Source organism: Eubacterium sp. AF36-5BH (assembly GCF_003460505.1).
In the GTDB taxonomy this organism is placed as follows: Bacteria; Bacillota; Clostridia; order Lachnospirales; family Lachnospiraceae; genus Eubacterium_G.
Genome location: NZ_QTVG01000004.1, coordinates 233,381 through 253,655, shown reverse-complemented (window position 1 = coordinate 253,655; position 20,275 = coordinate 233,381). Strand labels below are relative to the sequence as shown.

Annotated in this window: 16 protein-coding genes; 2 read left to right on the top strand and 14 right to left on the bottom strand. The window is 34.0% G+C overall.

Features of this window, described 5'->3' with window-relative positions; translation table 11 throughout:
• The 13 genes from potA to DW006_RS05435 form a co-directional block, all read right to left on the bottom strand.
• Positions 1-1,044 (bottom strand): spermidine/putrescine ABC transporter ATP-binding protein, encoded by a 1,044-nt coding sequence (potA, locus tag DW006_RS05495; RefSeq protein WP_022166302.1) that lies wholly within the window; start codon positions 1,042-1,044, stop codon positions 1-3.
• A 145-nt stretch (positions 1,045-1,189) separates the two neighbouring features.
• Positions 1,190-3,880 carry a YfhO family protein gene (locus DW006_RS05490; RefSeq protein WP_158561079.1) on the bottom strand — a complete coding sequence of 897 codons (2,691 nt, stop codon included), beginning with the start codon at positions 3,878-3,880 and terminating at the stop codon, positions 1,190-1,192.
• Positions 3,881-4,234: 354 nt separating this feature from the next.
• Complete coding sequence (locus DW006_RS05485) at positions 4,235-5,869, bottom strand: class I adenylate-forming enzyme family protein (protein ID WP_022166304.1); 1,635 nt, start codon at positions 5,867-5,869, stop codon at positions 4,235-4,237.
• A 201-nt stretch (positions 5,870-6,070) separates the two neighbouring features.
• On the bottom strand, positions 6,071-6,907 hold the full coding sequence (locus tag DW006_RS05480; RefSeq protein ID WP_117999388.1) for an amidohydrolase family protein: 837 nt from the start codon (positions 6,905-6,907) through the stop codon (positions 6,071-6,073).
• On the bottom strand, positions 6,907-7,482 hold the full coding sequence (locus DW006_RS05475) for an indolepyruvate oxidoreductase subunit beta (RefSeq protein ID WP_117999387.1): 576 nt from the start codon (positions 7,480-7,482) through the stop codon (positions 6,907-6,909). The genes DW006_RS05480 and DW006_RS05475 overlap by 1 nt, the downstream gene beginning before the upstream one ends.
• Positions 7,483-7,484: 2 nt before the next feature.
• Positions 7,485-9,212, bottom strand: a complete 1,728-nt coding sequence (iorA, locus tag DW006_RS05470; RefSeq protein WP_347475073.1) for an indolepyruvate ferredoxin oxidoreductase subunit alpha — start codon at positions 9,210-9,212, stop codon at positions 7,485-7,487.
• A 176-nt stretch (positions 9,213-9,388) separates the two neighbouring features.
• Complete coding sequence (locus DW006_RS05465; protein ID WP_022166309.1) at positions 9,389-9,610, bottom strand: acyl carrier protein; 222 nt, start codon at positions 9,608-9,610, stop codon at positions 9,389-9,391.
• Positions 9,611-9,630: 20 nt separating this feature from the next.
• A complete protein-coding gene (locus DW006_RS05460; RefSeq protein WP_117999385.1) occupies positions 9,631-11,163 on the bottom strand; it encodes a class I adenylate-forming enzyme family protein in 1,533 nt (510 codons plus the stop codon).
• A 29-nt stretch (positions 11,164-11,192) separates the two neighbouring features.
• Positions 11,193-12,803, bottom strand: a complete 1,611-nt coding sequence (locus DW006_RS05455) for an MBOAT family O-acyltransferase (RefSeq protein WP_117999384.1) — start codon at positions 12,801-12,803, stop codon at positions 11,193-11,195.
• On the bottom strand, positions 12,800-14,380 hold the full coding sequence (locus DW006_RS05450; RefSeq protein ID WP_117999383.1) for a hypothetical protein: 1,581 nt from the start codon (positions 14,378-14,380) through the stop codon (positions 12,800-12,802). Before DW006_RS05450 ends, DW006_RS05455 begins: the two co-directional genes overlap by 4 nt.
• A gap of 14 nt (positions 14,381-14,394) precedes the next feature.
• Positions 14,395-15,159 carry an ABC transporter ATP-binding protein gene (locus DW006_RS05445; RefSeq protein ID WP_022166313.1) on the bottom strand — a complete coding sequence of 255 codons (765 nt, stop codon included), beginning with the start codon at positions 15,157-15,159 and terminating at the stop codon, positions 14,395-14,397.
• Positions 15,156-15,941: an ABC transporter permease subunit gene (locus DW006_RS05440; protein WP_022166314.1), complete on the bottom strand. Its 786-nt coding sequence runs from the start codon at positions 15,939-15,941 to the stop codon at positions 15,156-15,158. Before DW006_RS05440 ends, DW006_RS05445 begins: the two co-directional genes overlap by 4 nt.
• A gap of 21 nt (positions 15,942-15,962) precedes the next feature.
• Positions 15,963-16,952: an ABC transporter substrate-binding protein gene (locus tag DW006_RS05435; protein WP_022166315.1), complete on the bottom strand. Its 990-nt coding sequence runs from the start codon at positions 16,950-16,952 to the stop codon at positions 15,963-15,965.
• Positions 16,953-17,167: 215 nt separating this feature from the next.
• Between DW006_RS05435 and DW006_RS05430 the strand changes: the two genes are divergently transcribed.
• Positions 17,168-18,751: an Ig-like domain-containing protein gene (locus tag DW006_RS05430; protein ID WP_117999382.1), complete on the top strand. Its 1,584-nt coding sequence runs from the start codon at positions 17,168-17,170 to the stop codon at positions 18,749-18,751.
• A gap of 187 nt (positions 18,752-18,938) precedes the next feature.
• Complete coding sequence (locus DW006_RS05425; protein WP_117999381.1) at positions 18,939-19,583, top strand: sce7726 family protein; 645 nt, start codon at positions 18,939-18,941, stop codon at positions 19,581-19,583.
• Positions 19,584-19,680: 97 nt separating this feature from the next.
• Here the strand turns inward: DW006_RS05425 and DW006_RS05420 are convergent, their stop codons facing one another.
• On the bottom strand, positions 19,681-20,247 hold the full coding sequence (locus DW006_RS05420; RefSeq protein WP_022164567.1) for a TetR/AcrR family transcriptional regulator: 567 nt from the start codon (positions 20,245-20,247) through the stop codon (positions 19,681-19,683).
• Between the last annotated feature and the right edge of the window lie 28 nt (positions 20,248-20,275).

Here is a 20,275-nt window from a genome sequence, read left to right as displayed (position 1 = left end):
TTAGTTATCCATCTTGTGCATTACCTGTATATCAAATGGATCAATTGTAAGTCCGATAACACTACCCATTTCGATATTTTTTGTTGTATGCACTTTATATTTTCTGATATTTGTCTCCACAAGATATTCATAGTGAACACCCATAAATATTTTTGACACAATTTTGCCTGAAACTTTTCCGTCCTGTGGTTCTACCACCTGCATGTCTTCAGGTCTAAGCACAACTTCAATATTTTCGTTTTCTTTAAAGCCCTTGTCCACGCACTCCCACTGTACATCGTCAAAAACTACAAGGCAGTCTTTTGGCATTACACCTTCAATTATATTTGACTCCCCAATGAAATTTGCCACAAATCTGTTTTGTGGTTCGTTGTAAATATCCATTGGTGTACCAATCTGCTGTATGATTCCGTCATTCATTACAACAATTGTATCTGACATTGACAAAGCCTCTTCCTGGTCATGAGTTACAAAGATAAATGTAATTCCTACTTCCTTTTGAATCTTCTTAAGCTCCGCCTGCATGCCTTTTCTAAGTTTTGCATCCAATGCCGCTAGTGGTTCATCCAAAAGAAGAACTTTTGGTTCATTTACCAAAGCCCTTGCTATGGCAACTCGCTGCTGCTGACCACCTGACAGACTTGTAATATCTCTGTTTCCAAAGCCGGCAAGACCAACTAACGCAAGCATTTTTGTTACCTTCTCATCAATTTCCTTCTTATCTTTTTTCTTTAAATTAAGACCAAAAGCAACATTATCATGAACATTCAAAAACGGAAATAATGCATACTTCTGAAAAACTGTATTTACCTCACGTTTGTAGGCGGGAACTTTTGCAATATCCTCACCGTTAAACATTACCTGACCATGACTTGGTTCTTCGAATCCTGCAATGATTCTAAGTATTGTTGTTTTTCCACAACCACTTGGTCCTAACAGTGTTAAAAATTCATTTTCATAAATGTTTAAGTCGATTCCTTTTAACACCTGATTATCGCCAAAATTCTTTGATAAATTCTTTAATTCTATAATCTTTTTTCCCATTTACACACACGCTCCAAAAATAATCAACGCTACTATATAAAACATTTGTATTAAAGTCAATATATTTCTGAAAAGAAGAAATAAAAAGAACAATGCTTTATAATTTAAAAACATTGTTCTTTCTAATCACTTTCTATATTTAATATTAAACTTCTTTTTTATCTAACTTTAAGCTTCTTTTCTTTGCTATATCCTGTAACAGATATCCCAAGAAAATCAAGACACTTAAAATTGTAACAATTAATCCCGGTATGAAGAACGGTGCCATGTATTCCACACGTATGTTATGGTTTCCTTTTGAAAGTTTAACACCAAGATACGCTATACTTGAACTGAAAGTATCTGTTTTCTTTCCGTCAACGTATACTGTGTAGCCTTTACTGTAAGGAACCGACAGCTGTAGAATTTCATCCTTGTCAGCCTTAATTGTTCCTGTAATAAGATTTGTATCCATCTTAACATTTTCAAGAGTATTTTCTTTTAGCTTTTTAATTCGGTTTGCATACTCCGAAATAGGTATTGTAACTGCATAGGCATCCTTGAAGTAATATTTTCTCTTTTTATAAAACTTCAATCTAAACTGATTCTGTTCTTCTTTTGAATAACCTAAATTAAGTACGTTTCCTCTTTTTACAAAATAGTTATCAGTCTTTGTTCCAATAACACGTAATCTTCCATATCCATGTCGGCTGTTAAATTTTGCAGCATTTCTGTCTACACTTGTATCTTTAGCATAAACATTGTCAAAAACTATATAACTTTGGCTGTTCTTTTTGCCATCAAATGAGCATTTGTAAATGCCACCTTTGTGTGCCTTCATTTTGAATTGGTTAATCTTCTTTTTCTTTTTAATTTTAACCTTGTCAATTTTCTCAATTTTCAAAGGTAGTTTCTTCACTGTAACTGACTTTGATTTATTTTCAATTCCATCTACTTTATTATCTACAACTGCACTTCCAAGTAATGCATATTCTTTCTCAACTAATGAAAGCTTATCGTACTGCTCTCTGGTCATATAATTGGAATATGTTACTCCAAGAGGGAGGGCATATTTATTTTCATAAATATTGTAGGTAACGCCGTCTAAAACTTTTGTATCTATTTTTTCAAAACCATAAGGCTTTAAAAAGCCGTATGTTACATAATATTTAATTCCTGCTAAAGCCATCAAACCTGAACGTGTTTCAAGCCCCTTCATTACATAGGTCTTGTAATAGTTGGAAATACCTGTTGATACATACAAATCTGACATACCACTAGGTATAACACTCCAATAAAATCCCGGCTGGTTAAAACCAAAATATGTGGAGCTGTTTTTCATATCAATATCTCTCTCGATTCGGTAAAATGAATCATCCTTTATTTCAGATGCTACTTTTGCCCCATTAATTCCCATATAATTATCAAGATTGCCGCGGTCCACATAAGTTGCACAGGTAAATAATTCCTTTGAACTAAATAGACCGTAACTGTTGCAGGCTATATTTATAGCTGCTACCAAAGTTATTCCATATAAAAGTATATATGAATATTTCTTATTTCTTATTAAGAAATAAACCACTAAGATAATTGTCGCAATGATTGCCAGTATTGCTGCTTCATAGCACACAAAAGGCTTTCTTTGTGTTTTTCCAATTAGAAAAGCAATCACACCTGCTACCAGCATTAAAATGCTTGAAACTATAGCCGGTATTTTCTTTATTTCTTTTAGTCTGTCAATTGATATGGCAAGCATTATTGACAAAACAAGTGCCATACCATAACTAAATCTCATTGTTGGATATGAAAATCCATTCATTACTTTTCCCACGTATGGCGAACATAGCATTAGTAGTATTATTAAAAAACCTAATATAATTTTTCTGTCTGATTTTTTCCAATTGGCAATTATAATGATAATCCCCAAAATACCAAGTATACCAATGCCCGGTAAACACCAGTCATTTAAAGCACTTGATGACACAAACATACTTTTAAACATCATCTTAAAATATTTGCTACTGCCGATTAATGGTGGTGTTACTAATTTTGCACTGTTTCTCTGATTGTTAAGGAATGCATAGACTGATGGAAATAATATAACTGCTGCCATTGCAATTCCCCAAATGTAAGCCAAAATTATTTTACCGATTTTTACAAAAAGCTTCTTTATTCCTTCTGACTTGTACATTCCAATTTGTCTAACAAAGAAATAAATTGCCGCCATTATTGTACTCATGTACATAAAGTAATAATTGCTTGCAAATGCAAAAGCAACTACCATTGCAAGTGTGCCTATCTTTTTGTTTTTTATTATCTTCTCCACACCGGCAATTAAAAGTGGCAAATACATTAAGCCGCAGAAAAACATTGGATGTCTGATTCCGCCTATTAGTGCGAAACCTGAAAACGCGTACAAAAGTGACGCCGGCAAAACAGAATAAATATTTGTTCTACCTATTGTTTTGCATAAATACGCAACTGCCAAACCACTTAAATACATTCTTACAAGTGCCAGAATCTGATATGTTAATTCTAGCGAATCCTTTGGGAAAAACACTGTTAATAATGTAACAGGGTCTCCAAGTCCATAATAATTAAGGGTTCCAATTACATCAAATCCCTGTCCTATGGTGTAATCTACCATAGCAAATTTCCCGGTTGAAAAAAATGTTATAAGAGCCTGTCTTATGTATTTCAATACAACCACATGCTGAAATGCTCCATCAACATTCCAAATAAAAGTCTTGCCACTTTGGGCAAAAACATAACTTAGCCAAGAGGCTAACCCTACAAACAACAAAGTATAGGCAAGTAAAAATATACCCGCCTTTCTTGCTTTACTATAATTTTTCATTTTTTCTTTTCTCCTTTTAGTCATCAACATTTTATCACAATTTTCTCTTTCTGTCATCTTTAACCTGCTTTTTACTTAAATTATCGTGAACTACTTTTTCTTTAAATTATTTGCTTTTTCTTTTGTTATAATTTTGTAGTTCCCAAGTTGTTCTAATAAGAATAACGTAAAAATTGCGAAAAATATTGCATTTAAATAAGAATTAATTAAAACTTAAGGAAATCTTAAGATATGAACGGTAGGGCGAAAAAATCGCTGTATCAATTATTTGATACAACGATTTTTATTATTTATTATTTAATTATTTATATTTTTTTAATTTCTGTCTGATACCAATATATTCTTTAATAATGTCTAGCCTCTGTTCTGTGCGTCTACTAAATTCTTGCTATGGTAAATTTCTCTAAGCTTTGGCTTTTCGATTTTTCCTGTGGCATTTCTTGGTACTTCCGCAAAAATCACCTTTCTAGGTCTCTTATATCTTGGAAGTTCCTTACAGAATTCATTGATTTCTTCTTCTGTACATTCTGTATCAGGATTTAATTCAATGATTGCTGCGGAGATTTCACCTAAACGTTCATCCGCTAAGCCGATTACGGCAACGTCCTTTATTTTTGGATGCTTGCTTAAGAAGTTTTCAATCTGTACAGGATAAATATTTTCACCGCCACTAATGATAACGTCTTTCTTTCTGTCAACTAAGTAAATAAAGCCATCTTCGTCCATTTCAGCCATATCACCTGTGTAAAGCCAGCCATCCTTTAAGCAGGCTGCTGTTGCTTCCTCATCATTATAGTAACATGTCATAACTCCGGGACCTTTTACAATAAGTTCTCCAACTTCACCCTGAGCCACTTCATTGCCATCTGTATCAACTATCTTTGCTTCCCAGCCATAGCCGGGGATACCGATAGCACCTACTTTATGTATGTTTTCCACGCCTAGATGTACGCAACCAGGTCCAATTGATTCGCTTAAGCCATAGTTTGTGTCGTACTGATGATGTGGAAAATATTCTTTCCAACGTTTAATCAGACTCTGTGGTACAGGCTGTGCTCCAATATGCATCAATCTCCACTGGTCTAAATTATAATCTTCTTTTTTAATTTCTCCTCTGTCTAATGCAAGAAGAATGTCCTGAGCCCAAGGAACTAATAACCATACAATTGTACATTTTTCATTAGAAACTGTTTCCATTATTGTTTTTGGTGTTACACCTTTTAGAAGGACTGCCTTGCCACCTGTTAATAAGCTACCGAACCAATGCATTTTTGCACCTGTATGGTAAAGAGGTGGTATGCACAAAAATACATCATCTTTTGTTTGTCCATGATGATTCTGTTCAACCTTTGCTGCATGCATAAGGCTTTCGTGATTATGTAAAATAGCCTTTGGAAATCCTGTTGTGCCTGATGAAAAATAAATAGCTGCATCGTCCTTGTCTGTGATTTTCACGTCCGGTGAAAGTGATGAACAGTTAGATACCAATTCATTGTAATCCTCGGCAAATGATGGACAGTCACCGCCTACATAGAAAAGAATTCTCTTTTCATCTATTTCATCAACTATTTCCTCTAATCTTCCAATAAATTCAGGTCCAAAGAAAAGCACGTCTGTTTCTGATAATTCTAAACAGTATTTAATTTCATGTTCGTCAAATCTAAAGTTCATTGGAACTGCCAAAGCTCCCATTTTCAAAATACCAAAGTAAATAGGTAACCATTCTAAACAGTTCATCATAAGAATGGCAACTTTGTCTCCTTTTCTGACGCCACGACTAATTAACAAATTGGCAACTCTGTTTGCCTTTTCGTTAAATACATGCCATGTAATTTCTCTTCTATATTGCTGACGCAAATCCGGCTGAATCAATTCATATTCACGCCATGTAACTCTCTTTTTCTCCTGAATTTCAGGATTAATTTCTACTAAAGCCACATCATCTGCAAATTCTTTTGCATTTCTCTCCAATAATTCTGTAATTGGCATTTACTTGTCCTTCTCTCTCTTTATTTTGATGTATAACATTATCTATAAATGTTATTTTTAGTTTCTACACTAAAACATTGTCTATGAATATTGTTTCATTTCTGCAATATAACACTGCCTGACAATGTTACATTTTTAATTTCTTCTATGTTAGAACTTCTTAATTATGATTTATAGTCTAAATGCCTTATAATCTCTAACCTAGAAAAAATTAAATAAGTTATTTGCGTTTTCGCCTAAAATAATTTTATTTTCTTTTTCTGATAATCCTACTTTTTCAAAATCTTCCAAAGCCTGCTTTTGGTCGTACCATGGAGTGTCTGTTCCAAAAATAACTTTGTCTGCCCCATGTTTCCTGACTATTCTCGCAAATTGTTCCTGTGATATTTTTACAGGAAATTTTTTATTTAATACAACTGCTGTGTCAAAATACATTGGAAGACCGGCTAATTTTTCTTCTACTTCATCCCACATTCTCCAACCACCTAAATGTGCCAAAATAAGCTTCTCCGGCTGAATGTGTTTCCACAAATTAAGAACCATGTCAGGGGTACAATGCACTCTGCTTGGCAAACCTACGTCCTCACCTGCATGTACAATAATTCCCAAGTCTTTGTTTGCTGCGTAATCAATTAATCTTAAATACTTTTCGTCATCAAAAAAAGTATTCTGATAGTCAGGATGAATTTTTATGGCTTTTAAATCCATTGCCACAATGTCATCAATTATCTCTTTGTAATTCTCGCAATTAGGATGAATTGCCCCGAAATAAAAGATTTTATTTTCTGACATTTTTTCATTGTATTCCACTGATAGTCTGTTAATTTTTTCAGGCTGCCTTGTGTTGGTAGCTACGGGACAAACCACTGACAGGTCTATGCCTGCATTGTGGGTGCTTTCTATTAATCCCTGCAATGTTGGTATTCTCTCGTGTTTTACCACCATCTTCTGACCTTTTAAGATTTCTTTTTCCATGTTGGTTATAGTCTTATCTGCTATAGCCTCAGGAAATGTATGTGCATGAATATCAATTATCATTAACCTATTTCGTAACCTCTCTCAAATGCTTTTACGTTGATGTCAATTGTTTTTGGTGGAACTTTTTTCTTGATTACTTCAATCCACTGTTCCTTCTCAAAATCCATTTTGCTTGCTGCAACACCAAGAATAATTACGTTAAATACTCTTGAATTACCTAATTCTAAAGCTTCTTTCTGAGCATCAACTGATATAACTTTATATTTCTCAGAAAGATGTTCAATTATACCTTCAGGGTATTTTGCTACACCTGTTACAACAGGCATAGGATCTATTTTCTGATCATTTACAATAATCACTCCGTCTTTCTTTAAGAAATGTGCGTAACGTAATGCCTCTAATTTTTCAAAGGCAATAAGCACGTCTGCCTGACCTTCTTCAACAATTGGCTCTGTTACTTTTTCGCCATATCTTACATAAGTAACAACGCTACCGCCACGCTGTGCCATACCGTGTACTTCTGAAAGTTTTACATCATATCCGTTTTCTACAGTGATACCACCTAAAATTCTACTTGTAAGGAGAGTACCCTGACCACCAACGCCTACTATCATAATATTCTTTGTTTCTGCCATGATTATTCTCCTCTTCTTTCTAATTCAATTGCTCCGAATTTACAGTTACTCATGCAAAGTCCACAACCGTTACACATTGTCTTATCAATTGCAACTGTTCCGTCTGCATTCTTTGTCATTGCAGGACAACCTGGAACTAAACACTGACCACATTTTACGCATTTTTCAGGAATTGTGTAACACTTGCCCTTTGGAACAAATGATTTTAACAATGCACATGGTGACTGTGAAATAATTACAGAAACTTCGTCTCTTGCAACTTCTTCTTTTACAACCTTTGCTAATCTGTCAACATCAAATGCATCAACAACTTCTACGTGCTGTACACCTAATGCCTTACATAAATCTACTAAATCTACTGCATAAGCCGGTTCTCCTGCTAAAGTCTTTCCTGTAGCCGGATGATCCTGATGACCTGTCATACCTGTTGTTGAGTTGTCGAGAATAATAACTGTTCCTGTTGATTTGTTGTATACCATGTTCATAAGTGAGTTTACACCTGTATGTAAAAATGTACTGTCACCTATTACTGCAACCCAATTCTTAATGTATTCTTTACCTTTTGCCTTCTCCATACCATGAAGAGTTGAAATACTTGAACCCATACATAATGTAGTGTCAACTACTCCAAGTGGATTAACTGCACCTAATGTGTAGCATCCAATATCGCCTGCTGCATGAATTCTTAATTTCTTTAATACTGAATATGTACTTCTATGTGGACAACCAGGACAAAGAATTGGTGGTCTTGCAGGTGCTTCTTCTGCTTCTGCTATTTCTACTTTTTCCCCAAGGAGTTTTTCTCTTAACATGTTTGCACTGTATTCTCCCTGAATTGTAAATAAATTCTTACCATCACATTCAATTCCCATTGCCTTAACTTGTTCTTCAATTACAGGTTCAAGTTCTTCTACAACTACAACTCTGTCAACCTTGCTTGCAAATTCCTTAATTAAATCTTTTGCTAAAGGATGAACCATACCAAGTTTAAGCACTGATGCATTTGGTAATGCTTCTTTTACATACTGGTAAGGAATACCACTTGTAATAATACCGATGCTTGTGTCGTTGTATTCAACCTTGTTAATATCTAATGTGCTTGCATCTTTTTCTAGTCTCTTCATACGTTCTTCTACACGTACATGTGCCTTAATTGCGTTTCCTGGCATCATTACATTTTTTGCAACATTTCTTTCGTAAGGTTTGTCTTCTACTTCTACTCTATCTTCTAAATTAACAATTCCCTGTGAATGAGCAAGTCTTGTTGTTGTTCTTAAAATAATTGGTGTATCGTATTCTTCTGATATTTCATACGCTCTCTTTGTAAACACTCTTGCTTCTTCACTGTCTGATGGTTCAATAACAGGAATCATTGCCGCACGACCTACCATTCTTGTATCCTGTTCGTTCTGTGAACTGTAAATTCCCGGATCATCTGCAACAACTACTACCATACCACCATTTACTCCAATGTATGAACCTGAATAAAGTGGATCGGCTGCTACGTTTAAACCAACCATCTTCATCATTGTCATAGAACGGATTCCTGCCATAGAAGCACCGATAGCCACTTCGGCAGCAACCTTTTCATTTGGAGCCCATTCTGCATAAATACCATCATATTTCACTACGTTTTCGCTTACTTCTGTACTTGGAGTTCCTGGGTATGCTGATGTCACCTTAACTCCTGCTTCGTAAGCACCTCTGGCAATAGCTTCATTGCCTAACATAATTGTCTTTTTACTCACTTTTATATCCTACCTCTCTTTTAAAATAGACACTTTTTTCACTGCTTTAAAGTCATAAAGTATATTATAATTTATCCCTTTCTATAAGTCAATGAAACCCACCACTAGAAAAGGCATCCCTTTGCGCCTGTTCCTGCAACATGGGATGCCTTTTACTTCTACTGAAGTCTTTCAATCATAGCCACTAATGTGTCAATGTTTTCAAAGTTTTCTTCTGTTTTTTCTTCCATTGTTATTTCAATATCAAACTTATCTTCCAGTTCTGCAATTAACGCAATTATGTCCATGGAATCTAAATCTTCCGGAAGGTTCATGTCCTCATCGTTTACATCAATGTCTGGGCATATCATTTCTAAAATTTCAATAACTTCATCTCTCATATTCATTCTCCAATCTTTCTTTAATTATTTTCCAATGCTTTCAACTGTTTTCTTATAATTTTTCCATTGAAAGTTCTTGGAATTTCATCTATAACCTCAAAAGTCTTTGGCACTTTTAAAGATTCAAGTTTTGATAAAAGATACTTGGAAAGCTCTTTTTGATCCAGTTGATATCCTTCATTTAAAGTTACAAACAACTTAGGGGCTTCACCTGTTATTTCATCTTTAATCGGGATACATGCACAATCTTTAATCATTTCATGCTTCATAGCTACTTCTTCTATTTCAGTAGGTGCAATTTTGATTCCACCCATGTTAATAACATCTCCCTGTCTGCCAAGAAGATACACTAAGCCATCCTCACCTAAGTAGCCTAAATCATTTGTATACACAACACCCTTTTCATCCATCACTTCTTTAGTAATTTCAGGTTCCTTGTAATAAGAACGCATATTCATTTTACCTTTAAAAGCAAGTATGCCCGGTTTTTCCAACGAAGCTTCTACTATATTTCGCCTGTCATCTACAAATAAGATTTCTGTATTAACTGTTGTTCGGCCAATACATTTTTTCTTGTGACCATATTTGCTAAATTCCAAAATCACTGTACAACCTGACTCTGTAGCCCCGTATGTATTGTACAATCTTGTAGTTGGAAACATTTTTGTTAATATTTCTTTATTTGTTTCAGACAATGGTGCTGAACCTAACTGAATATAGTGAAATTGATTATCATAGGTTGCAAATCTGTCCTTTGCAAATTTTAGAACCTGCTCAAGTATTGCAGGTACAAAAGTAATTGCTGTAATTTTGTATCTGTCTAATAATTTGAAAAAGTCCTCTACAAACTTGATTCCATCTGTTAAAACAATTGAACTTCCATTGTAAATTGCACCGTAAGATCTTCTTATTGCCAGGGAATGATTAATTGGTGTAGTAATCAATTCTATCTCATCCTTTTCCATACCAACACTGTCAATAACGTTTTGTGCAATAGCTACATTACACCCAAATGTAACTTCAATTCCTTTTGACTTTCCTGTTGTCCCTGTAGTAAACAAAATTTCGGACAAATCATCACTAGCCGGTAAACTAAATTCTTTTGAATTAACTGCTTCACTGTTGTCTGTATTTTCATTTGGTGTTACTGCCTCATTATTTTGGACAACCTTAAACATTTCCTTCAAACTAATATTATTAACAGTTGTATTCTTTACAGGTTTTTCTGCTAAATAAATATTTGAATCAACGAAATTCATTATTTCCATAATACGGTCGTCTTTTATGGCTTTTTCAAGAGGGCAAACAGCACCACCTGCTAGTTGTACACCGAAAACTCCTAACAAAAATTCAACTTTCTGTGCTCCTCGAATAACAACCATATCTCCTTTTTGTACGCCTTTTTCCTGAAGATAAACTGCCGCCTTTTTTACCATGTTCCAGAATTCTTTATAAGTAACCTGATTTTTCTTATCACCTACACATAATTTGTCAGGTGTTTTCTCAGCATTTATTTTTAATGCTTCAACAATTGAACTTATCTGTTCTTCCATTTTTGTGTCCTTTCTTCAATTAGAGATTACTAAAACTGTCCATAAACAAATGCTCCTGCATTATATCCTGAACCATATATACCAAATATAATAATTCCGAATATTAAACCAAAATATAATATCCAACGGAAAATAATATTCTGTTCGCAAATTACATCTCTAATGCCCTTGTTATCTTTATCAAATTTTTCCTGTAACATGCTAACACACCAAACTAACCCAATTAAAATAAGCGATAGTGTAAACCCATGTCTGTCCAGTCCAAAAGAATATAGGCTTTCGTCCCATAATGTATGTAATCCAAAATTTCTCAAATCAAAAGTTCTTTTGATAATCAATACTGCATGATGGAAACCTGCTGTAGATACAAAAAATATTCTACCAATGGCGGACAATAAGAATGTTCTTGCCATTCTAAATAAATTAAATGAAAAACATTCAGTGTTAATATGCAATAACTTATTTAATTTCTGTATTGGTACATCAAACACTGCTCCAAGTATAATCAAGATTCCATGATACACACCCCATAGCACGTAGCACATTGCCGCTCCATGCCACATACCTGTTACAATCCATACGCATGCTGCAGGGATTACTGTTGAAAATGCTCTTGATGCCTGATTGCCCCACTTCTTTCTTGTAAATCTGTTAATTGATTTACAAAGCTTCGACATTGAAACAGGATAAAGTAAATAATCCTTAAACCAGGCTCCAAGTGTAATGTGCCATCTTCTCCAAAACTCCGGCATGTTTTTTGAAAAATAAGGATGCCAGAAATTTCTTTCCAACTCTATTCCAAAAATCTGTGAAACACCTCTTGCAATATCCATACACCCTGTCCAGTCTAAATACAACTGCATTGAAAAAAATATAATTGCAAGCACTAACGGTAAACCTGTAACCTCGTCCCACTTTGCATATACGCCGTTAGCGAAAATAGCCAACCTGTCTGCAATAACCATTTTTTCAAAATAACCCCATAACATTAACAGCAAACCTTTTTTTACTCTGTCATAATCAAACTTATATCTTTGATTAAACTGTTCTGCTAATTTGTTATATCTGCCAATTGGTCCCTGAACTATGTGTGGAAAATACGATGTGAACAAAGCAAGCTTCAAAATATTTTTCTCTGCTCTATATCGTTTCCAATAAACATCGAGTATGTATCCTACTGTCATAAAAGTATAAAATGATATACCAAGTGGTAAAACAAAACTCACAGATTTTGACCAGTCAACTCCAAACTTTGCAAGCACTGCGGACATACCGCGAAGTGCAAAATCCATATACTTAATTACACACAGCATACCCAAATTTATAACTAAATCCAGCAATAACCAGACTTTTCTTTTTGCTGTAAAATGTTTCTTTATGGATTTCTTCTTTTCTTTTGAGAAATCATGTTTTCCAATAATCTTCTTTTCTCTATCATGAAGTTTTTGTATCTTTCCTGCAAACAAATATGTTGTAACAGCAGTTATGCTAATATAAACTATGTACTTTGGACCTGAAAACATATAGAAAGCAATGCTTGCAAGTAGCAGTAAAAACCACTGACACTTTCTAAACAGGGTAAAGTACAAAATTGCAACCACAAGTACAAAACCTAAAAAACTTAAACTTGTAAAACTCATCCTTTGCCCTTTCTCCCTATACTTACAGTTCCATAAGCATTATTTTTTAAACTTACTGTATCTATAACTGACTTTGTTTTCTTATCGTAAACAACAATATTCATGGCATCCTCATACACATCACCACAGGCATTGTTGTTTACTCTTACTGAACAAAGTCCACCGCTAACTTTTGCTGAGTAAGACATTCCATCACTAAACTGTCCCCCCTGATCTATTACCGCTGTTGTGTATTTGTCTTCTTCTTTTGATATATTGATACTTGCATCTGACTTTACGTCCTCTGATACATAAACCAAATTATTTCCATAAACAGAATCTTTTTGGAACTTGTCAATTTTTATATTCATATCCTTAAAAAGATCTAACTGCTCTGTTGAAAAATTCAACTTATGTGATGATGAACCTGCAACTACAATAAATGCATAATCTTTGTCATTTATTAATTTAAGGTAATTATTTAAATTCATTTCTTTTAAAAGTTTTGCATTTTTCATCTGAGCTTCATAAGTTGCCATTTCCCACTGGAAGCTCTTTGTCACACTAGAATCTTTTTCTTTATAATTTGTAAGATTAAAATTCTTTGTCAAATATTTTCCAATGTAAGATGTTACCTTTTTTCCACCACTAATGTTCATATGGATATTGTCTGCACCATCTTCAGCAAAATTAATGCCTACAGCTTTTCTCATAGACTTCAAATTAAAATCTAAATACTTAACGCCTAATTCCTTTGCTAAATCATTTACATAATTGTACTTTTTAACACTCCAGCTTGTATCCGGTGTTTTGTATAAAATAAGCTCCACATTATTTTGTTTTGCTAACTTTGCAATCTTTTCAACATACTCTTTGTTTGTGGCGTTATATTTACTGTACTCAACTTTTTTTGCATCGAATCCGTCATACTTTCCTGCATCATCACTTGCCTTATCATATTTTGATGTATATTTAAAAGTATTTGTTAATGCAGCGTAGCCTTTTGTATCTGAATTATTGTTGCCCAAAACAAAATCATAATCGTCATAGTCTAACTCAGACCATCTTGTGTGATAAAGTGAAAGTGGAAAGAGATATTCAAAAATTCCCTGTGCTTCCTCATTATCTTTTATTTCCTTATCAGAGTTCACTGTGGCATAAGCGTACTCTAATTTTGTTTTTCCAAGTCGCATATAATCATAAGACTTTCTTGCCTTACTTTCTAACTTGTCATGCTTTCTTCCGAGAGTTTTAACCTCAACAAAAATCACCTTTGGCTTTTGTGTCTGTAAAGCTTCCTTTACCCAAAAATATGTTCCGCTCATAGTTTGGGAAACCACACTCAAATTGTAAGAAGATATTCCATATTCATTGTATAATTGAAAAGGATCCGCTGACGCAGCTACAACACTGGAGCCAAAGAACAACACATCTGTACTGTTCTTTTCCAGCTTATAAAAACTTACATTTGTTTTTGAAGATGCCCATCTGTCCTCTAACCACTTTGGCTTAAATAACCCATTAACAAAATCAAGTAGTAGGACAAATATCAGGCAAAAACAAACTATTTTTGCTAATATTTTCAATTTTCTTTTCATTGTCTAACTCCACATTAATTTTCTTTAGTATTTTCTTCCGTCAACATGCTATTCAAATGTTCCCATAACTCTCCGTATCCTTCACTAGCAGGAGTTACCGGTTTTTCAATTGGATTGTACATATGCTCCTTAATTAAACCATCCTTTGACATAACCATAATTCTGTTGCCAAGGGCAATTGCCTCCTGAATGTTATGAGTAATAAATAAAACTGTCATTTTCTCTTTTTCTTTTATGTGCATAAGTTCTGACTGCATTTGATTTCTTGTCATTGCATCTAATGCTGCAAATGGCTCATCCATCATAATGATTTTTGAACCTAATGCCATTCCTTTAGCAATAGCTACTCTCTGTTTCATACCACCACTTAGCTGATGTGGATAGTAGTCCTTGTATTGCAAAAGATTCACCTTGTCTAAATATTTCTCAGCTCTCTTTATTCTTTCTTTTTTGTCCTTCATGCCACTGCTCTTTAAAGGAAATGTTATGTTCCCAAGAACTGTCTTCCACGGAAACAACTGATTGAAGTCCTGAAACACCATAATTCTGTCAGTACCGGGACCTTTTACACTTTCGCCACTAACTTCAATTGTTCCTTCATAATCCTCAAAACCTGCAATACATCTAATCATGGTTGATTTTCCACAACCTGATGGTCCAAGCACACACAAGAAATCTCCTTCATAAATACTTAAGTCTATTCCCTTCAAAACAGGTTCAGTAGTATTGCTATATGTCTTTTTTAAATTTTCTATTTTTAAAATCTCATTGTTGCTCATCGTGTCATACCCCATTTCTTAAATGTTCTATTTTCAATAGTTCTAAAAATTCCGTATTCCACAACAAGTCCAATCATTATAATTATGATTATTGTTGCATATATACTTGCAAGGTCACTATTATCTCTTCTTTGAGTAATGTAATATCCCATACCAATAGTTCCTGCTCCACCAAAAACCATTTCCGCACTAATAAGCCCTCTCCAGGCTCTCGCCCAACCAACTTTTATGCCTGAGAAAATTCTTGGCATTGCCGCCGGAATGAAAACTCCAAACAAAAGTTTTATTGGTGACAGACCTATATTTTGTCCAACTTCCAAATATAATTTTGGCACAGCATTAAAGCCATCAATAATACTACGTGACATAGGCCACACAACTGAATGAACGACCAAAATCACAATGGCAATATCGTTTTGTCCATACAGAAAAATTATAATTGCTGAAATTAAAGCAATTCCCGGAATCAGGTCAAACATAGATACAACCATGTTGTAAACTGCCGCAAATGAATCTGAGATAACAGATATACCTGATAATACAATTGCTAAAACTATCCCTATACCTAATCCCTCTAACATTAGTAAGAGTGAGTGAAGCATAATGCCACCAAAACCTTTTTCAGTAAATCCCCATATCATTTTTTCAAAAATCATTCCTATGGATGGGAACAAATTTGCATTTCCGTTTTGTGCAAAATTGTATGCCACAATCTGCCATATAGCCACAACTATTACTATAAAAATAATCTGACACAATAAACCTTTTGTTTTTTTCTTCACTGCTTTTGTCTCCTTGTAACTTTATTTTCCTTTTACACCATCGTATACAATGTCACTAAGATTTCCTGAATATTCGTTTTCTAAAAATCCTTCATCCTGCATAAACTGAACAAAATTTCCTACACCCTGTAGTGTTGTTGAATATTGTGATTTTGAATCAGTCATCCACTTAACAATATCTTCCACGCTGTCATCAAGTTCTAATTTATCTTTTACAAGTTGTGCTGTTTCTTCAGGATTGTTCTTTACATACTGCATAGCTTCATCAAGTGCTTTGCAAACTGCATTGTATAAATCTTTGTTATTTTCATATAGATTTTTTGAAGCAATTCCCACAATAGATGTATCTCCAGGCACCCACACATCTTCACTAATAGCAATTTCATGAGTTCCCTCCACAGCTAACTCTTTGAAATTATACGGTGAAATTACAATATGTGCCTTAATTGAACCACTTTTAATTCCGTCAAATCCTGATGCATTGTCAACCGAATTAAGCACATTATCAAATGCATGAGCATCTCCAAGTTCAGCCTTAGCAGCCATACCAAGTAAAATATGTCCCTGGCTGTTTGTACTTAAAACTCCTATCTGAATTTTTTTATCTTTTAAATCTTTTAAAGTGTTTATATCCTTTTGATTTGTAACAATTGAATATGGCTGTGAAGAAATACCTGAAAAGATTTTGTATTTACTGCCACTTAAAATTCCAACAACTGCCGGTGGCAATCCTAATGTTCCAATATCAATGCTTCCACTTGATACGCCTTCTTTAATTGTGTTTCCATCTTTCTCAACCTGACAATCAACTTCTAAATCCTTGTCATAATATTTTGAAATCATATTCTTTTCTGCCATTATCATTACTGGTGCATAAGCAATACTTTTCTGGTATCTGATAACAATCTTGTTATCATTTTTGCTTTCCTTACTGCTGCCTCCACATGCTGTCATTGTTACTGCCATAGCTGTAATCAGCGCGAAGCTCAAAACTTTTTTAATAATTCTCATATTTTTAAATTCCTTTCATTTAATGTTTTTGTTTTTTGTTTTTCTTTTGGTTATATTTCTTTTTATTTTTTCTAAAAATCCTATTTTTCCCATTTTTACTAATACCTTTGTGAGTTTATCAATCTGATATGATGTGATTTTGATATAAATTTTCCATCAAATTTCGACTTTACTCTTTTAGCAGATTATTTACAAAATACATAAGGAGACAAAAAATGAAGAGATATTATAAGGTTATTTTTCTTTTACTATTAATTTTTCTTGGCATAAATTGTACCCCAACCTATGCCACATCTAACGATATTTCAACAACACGAATTTTATTTATCGGAAACAGCTCAACCTATTACAATCAAATGCCTTTGATGGTGGAAGGTCTTGCTAAAGCTAACAATATTAACTGTGAGGTCAAATCCATTACAGCCTCTAGTTATAAACTTACTCAATTTGCCACAACGGGCAATGCTTATAACACAGAAATTGTTAATGCTCTATCAAAAGAGAAATGGGATTTTGTTATTTTGCAGGAGCACCGCGAAAATATAATGGGTAATTTAGAAGCAACTAAAAATGCTATCACAAACTTAAAATCAACAATTGATAGCACAGGTGCAAAGACAATACTATATGAAACTCAGGCAGATTATATTGGTAATGATTTTATAATTGATGGCACTTCAATTTACTTTGACAATATTACCTTGCAAAATTATATGACTAAATTCTATTTTTCTCTTGGAAATAAATTTGACTGCAAAGTTGCACCTGTAGGTGTCAATTATACAAGATGCATGAAAGAATATCCTGAAATTAACTTATATAATTCCGACATGATTCATCCAACATTAGAGGGAAGTTATCTGGCTGCCTGCACACTTTTTCAGACTATATTTGAAACATCAGCTTACAACAATACTTTTTTGTCAGGAAGTGAATTCGACACCAGCCATATTATAGATAAATTAGATAATGATACTGCAAAAAAACTTCAGAATGTAGCCGACGGAATGATAACTTTATCTACCTATAACGTTACTCTTAAAAAAGGGGAAAAAGCCTCTGTGAATGCCAAAATCACTTTCACTGACACAAACCCTGTTATGGCAAATTATTCAAATACAATAACATATTCAAGCACTAACGAATCAAGCGTAGGTGTAAATTCACAAAAAGGTACCATTACTGCAATTAGAAATGGTTCTTCAATGATTAAAGCTTCAACAGATAGCGGACTTATGGCATTCTGCACAGTAAATGTTGTTCAGCCTTCTACCTCTCTTACTATAAAAGAAGGTAGTATTTACCTACACATAAAAGATACTGCAAAGTACACTACGGAAATTTATCCAACTGACACCACTGATACAATCACTTGGACAAGTAGTAATCCATCTGTAGTTTCTGTTGATGAAACAGGTACAGTCAAAGCAAAAAAAATCGGTTCTGCAAAGATTACTGCAAAAACAGATAGTGGCATAAAATTGACCCGATATGTAAGAGTTAAACTTAAAACTCCTACATCAGTAAAAGCTGTTAAAACCAGCGGTTCTACAAAAAGCTATAAATATTCAAACGTTAAAGTAACCTGGAAGAAAAATTCATCTGCTGTTAAATACTACATTTACAGAAGACGATTAGGTAAATCAAAATATACCAAAATAGCTACTACAACTACTAATAAGTTCATTAATTATAATGTTAAAAAAGGTAGAACCTATTACTACAAAATCGTAGCGGTATATTCAAGCTCATTGTGTAACAGCTATAAATCACCTGCTGCCAAAATCAAATTACAGTAAAGAGATATAAAGAGGAATGTACTAAAGAACATAATAAAAACTTGTATAAACAAACTTGCTGCATTTTCTAATGAAGTAATCTAACACCTTTTGTTGAAATAATGTTATAATCTATGTTTGAGATTTATAACTAGAAAATATTAAAAAAATTTCTATTATAATCATTTTTTTAATTAAAGGTGAATTTATGTTACATGATGCAGATATTAGAGAGCCTCTGTTTAATTATCTGGAGGATTCTTACGGAAAAATACGAATACTTGAAGAAGTAGAAATTGCCCGCTCAAGAGCTGATGTTATTATGGTTACTGACGATTCTTTAGTGGGACTTGAAATAAAAAGCGACGCAGATACATATGTAAGATTAGAGAGACAGGTAAAAGACTATAATCTTTTCTTCGACTATAATTATGTTGTGGTTGGTTCAACTCACGCAAAACACGTTAATGAACATATACCTGACAGTTGGGGAATTATTTCTGCTGAGCTAATTGACGGCAACATGGACTTCTATGTACTACGGGAACCTACACGAAATAAACGCCAGCGTATTAAGCGTAAGCTTAGTTTATTATGGCGACCTGAACTTGCACATATTCAGGAACGAAATGAACTTCCAAAGTATAAACAGAAAAGCAAGGATTTTGTTGTAAACAAGCTTATTGAAAAACTTCCACGAGAGCAACTTGATTTAGAAATCAGCACTGAACTTTTTGAGCGAGACTATACTTTGATTGCTGACATAATCGCAAACTACAAGAAAGAGAATCAGAAACCTGTTAGGAAAAGGCGTTCAAAAAAATCCAAAAAGATTTCACGCCAACACATATAAAAAAGGTACTACTAATGAAAATCTGTGCAGCCTCCAATGGTTAGATTCGTAAATCTAACTTTTGAAAAGCCTGTGCAATTAGTAGTACCTTTATTTATTATTTTAAATAAATTTTTTCTCTTGGTAGGAAGCTCTTGGCTATTGTTGCCATTTCCTGTGGTGTTTCCTTCATTCCGCCACGAACCCAGTTTTCTACAACAGCCGTACAGCCAAAAACTATATAGTATCTGTAATATTTAAACTGTTTCAGAGATTCATCCATAAACTTATCTTTCCATCTAAGCATATACTTGTCATGTATGTAATATCCCATTTTTTCATAACCGGTCTGGTTGTTCACACTAAAACACAACAAACCTGCTTTGATTTTATCCTCATAAAAATAGTTAAACAGGCCATAGAAAAAGCCCTCTGCGTTTCCTCCTTCTGTAGCCTCAACAACTTTTTGAATATCTTCGGCAATTTCATCCTGTAACTGCTCAAGCATATCCACAGGATCACGATAATACTGATAAAAAGTTGTTCGAGTCACATCAGCCTTTTTTGCTAACTCGCTTACTGTAACATCCATAACATTTTTCTCTTTCAGTATTTCAATTAAAGCCTCAGTAAGTATCTTTTTTGTTCGTCTTATTCTTTTGTCTACCTTACAAGTGTTTTCCATTTTGCGCCTCCTATACCTTGAAGGATAT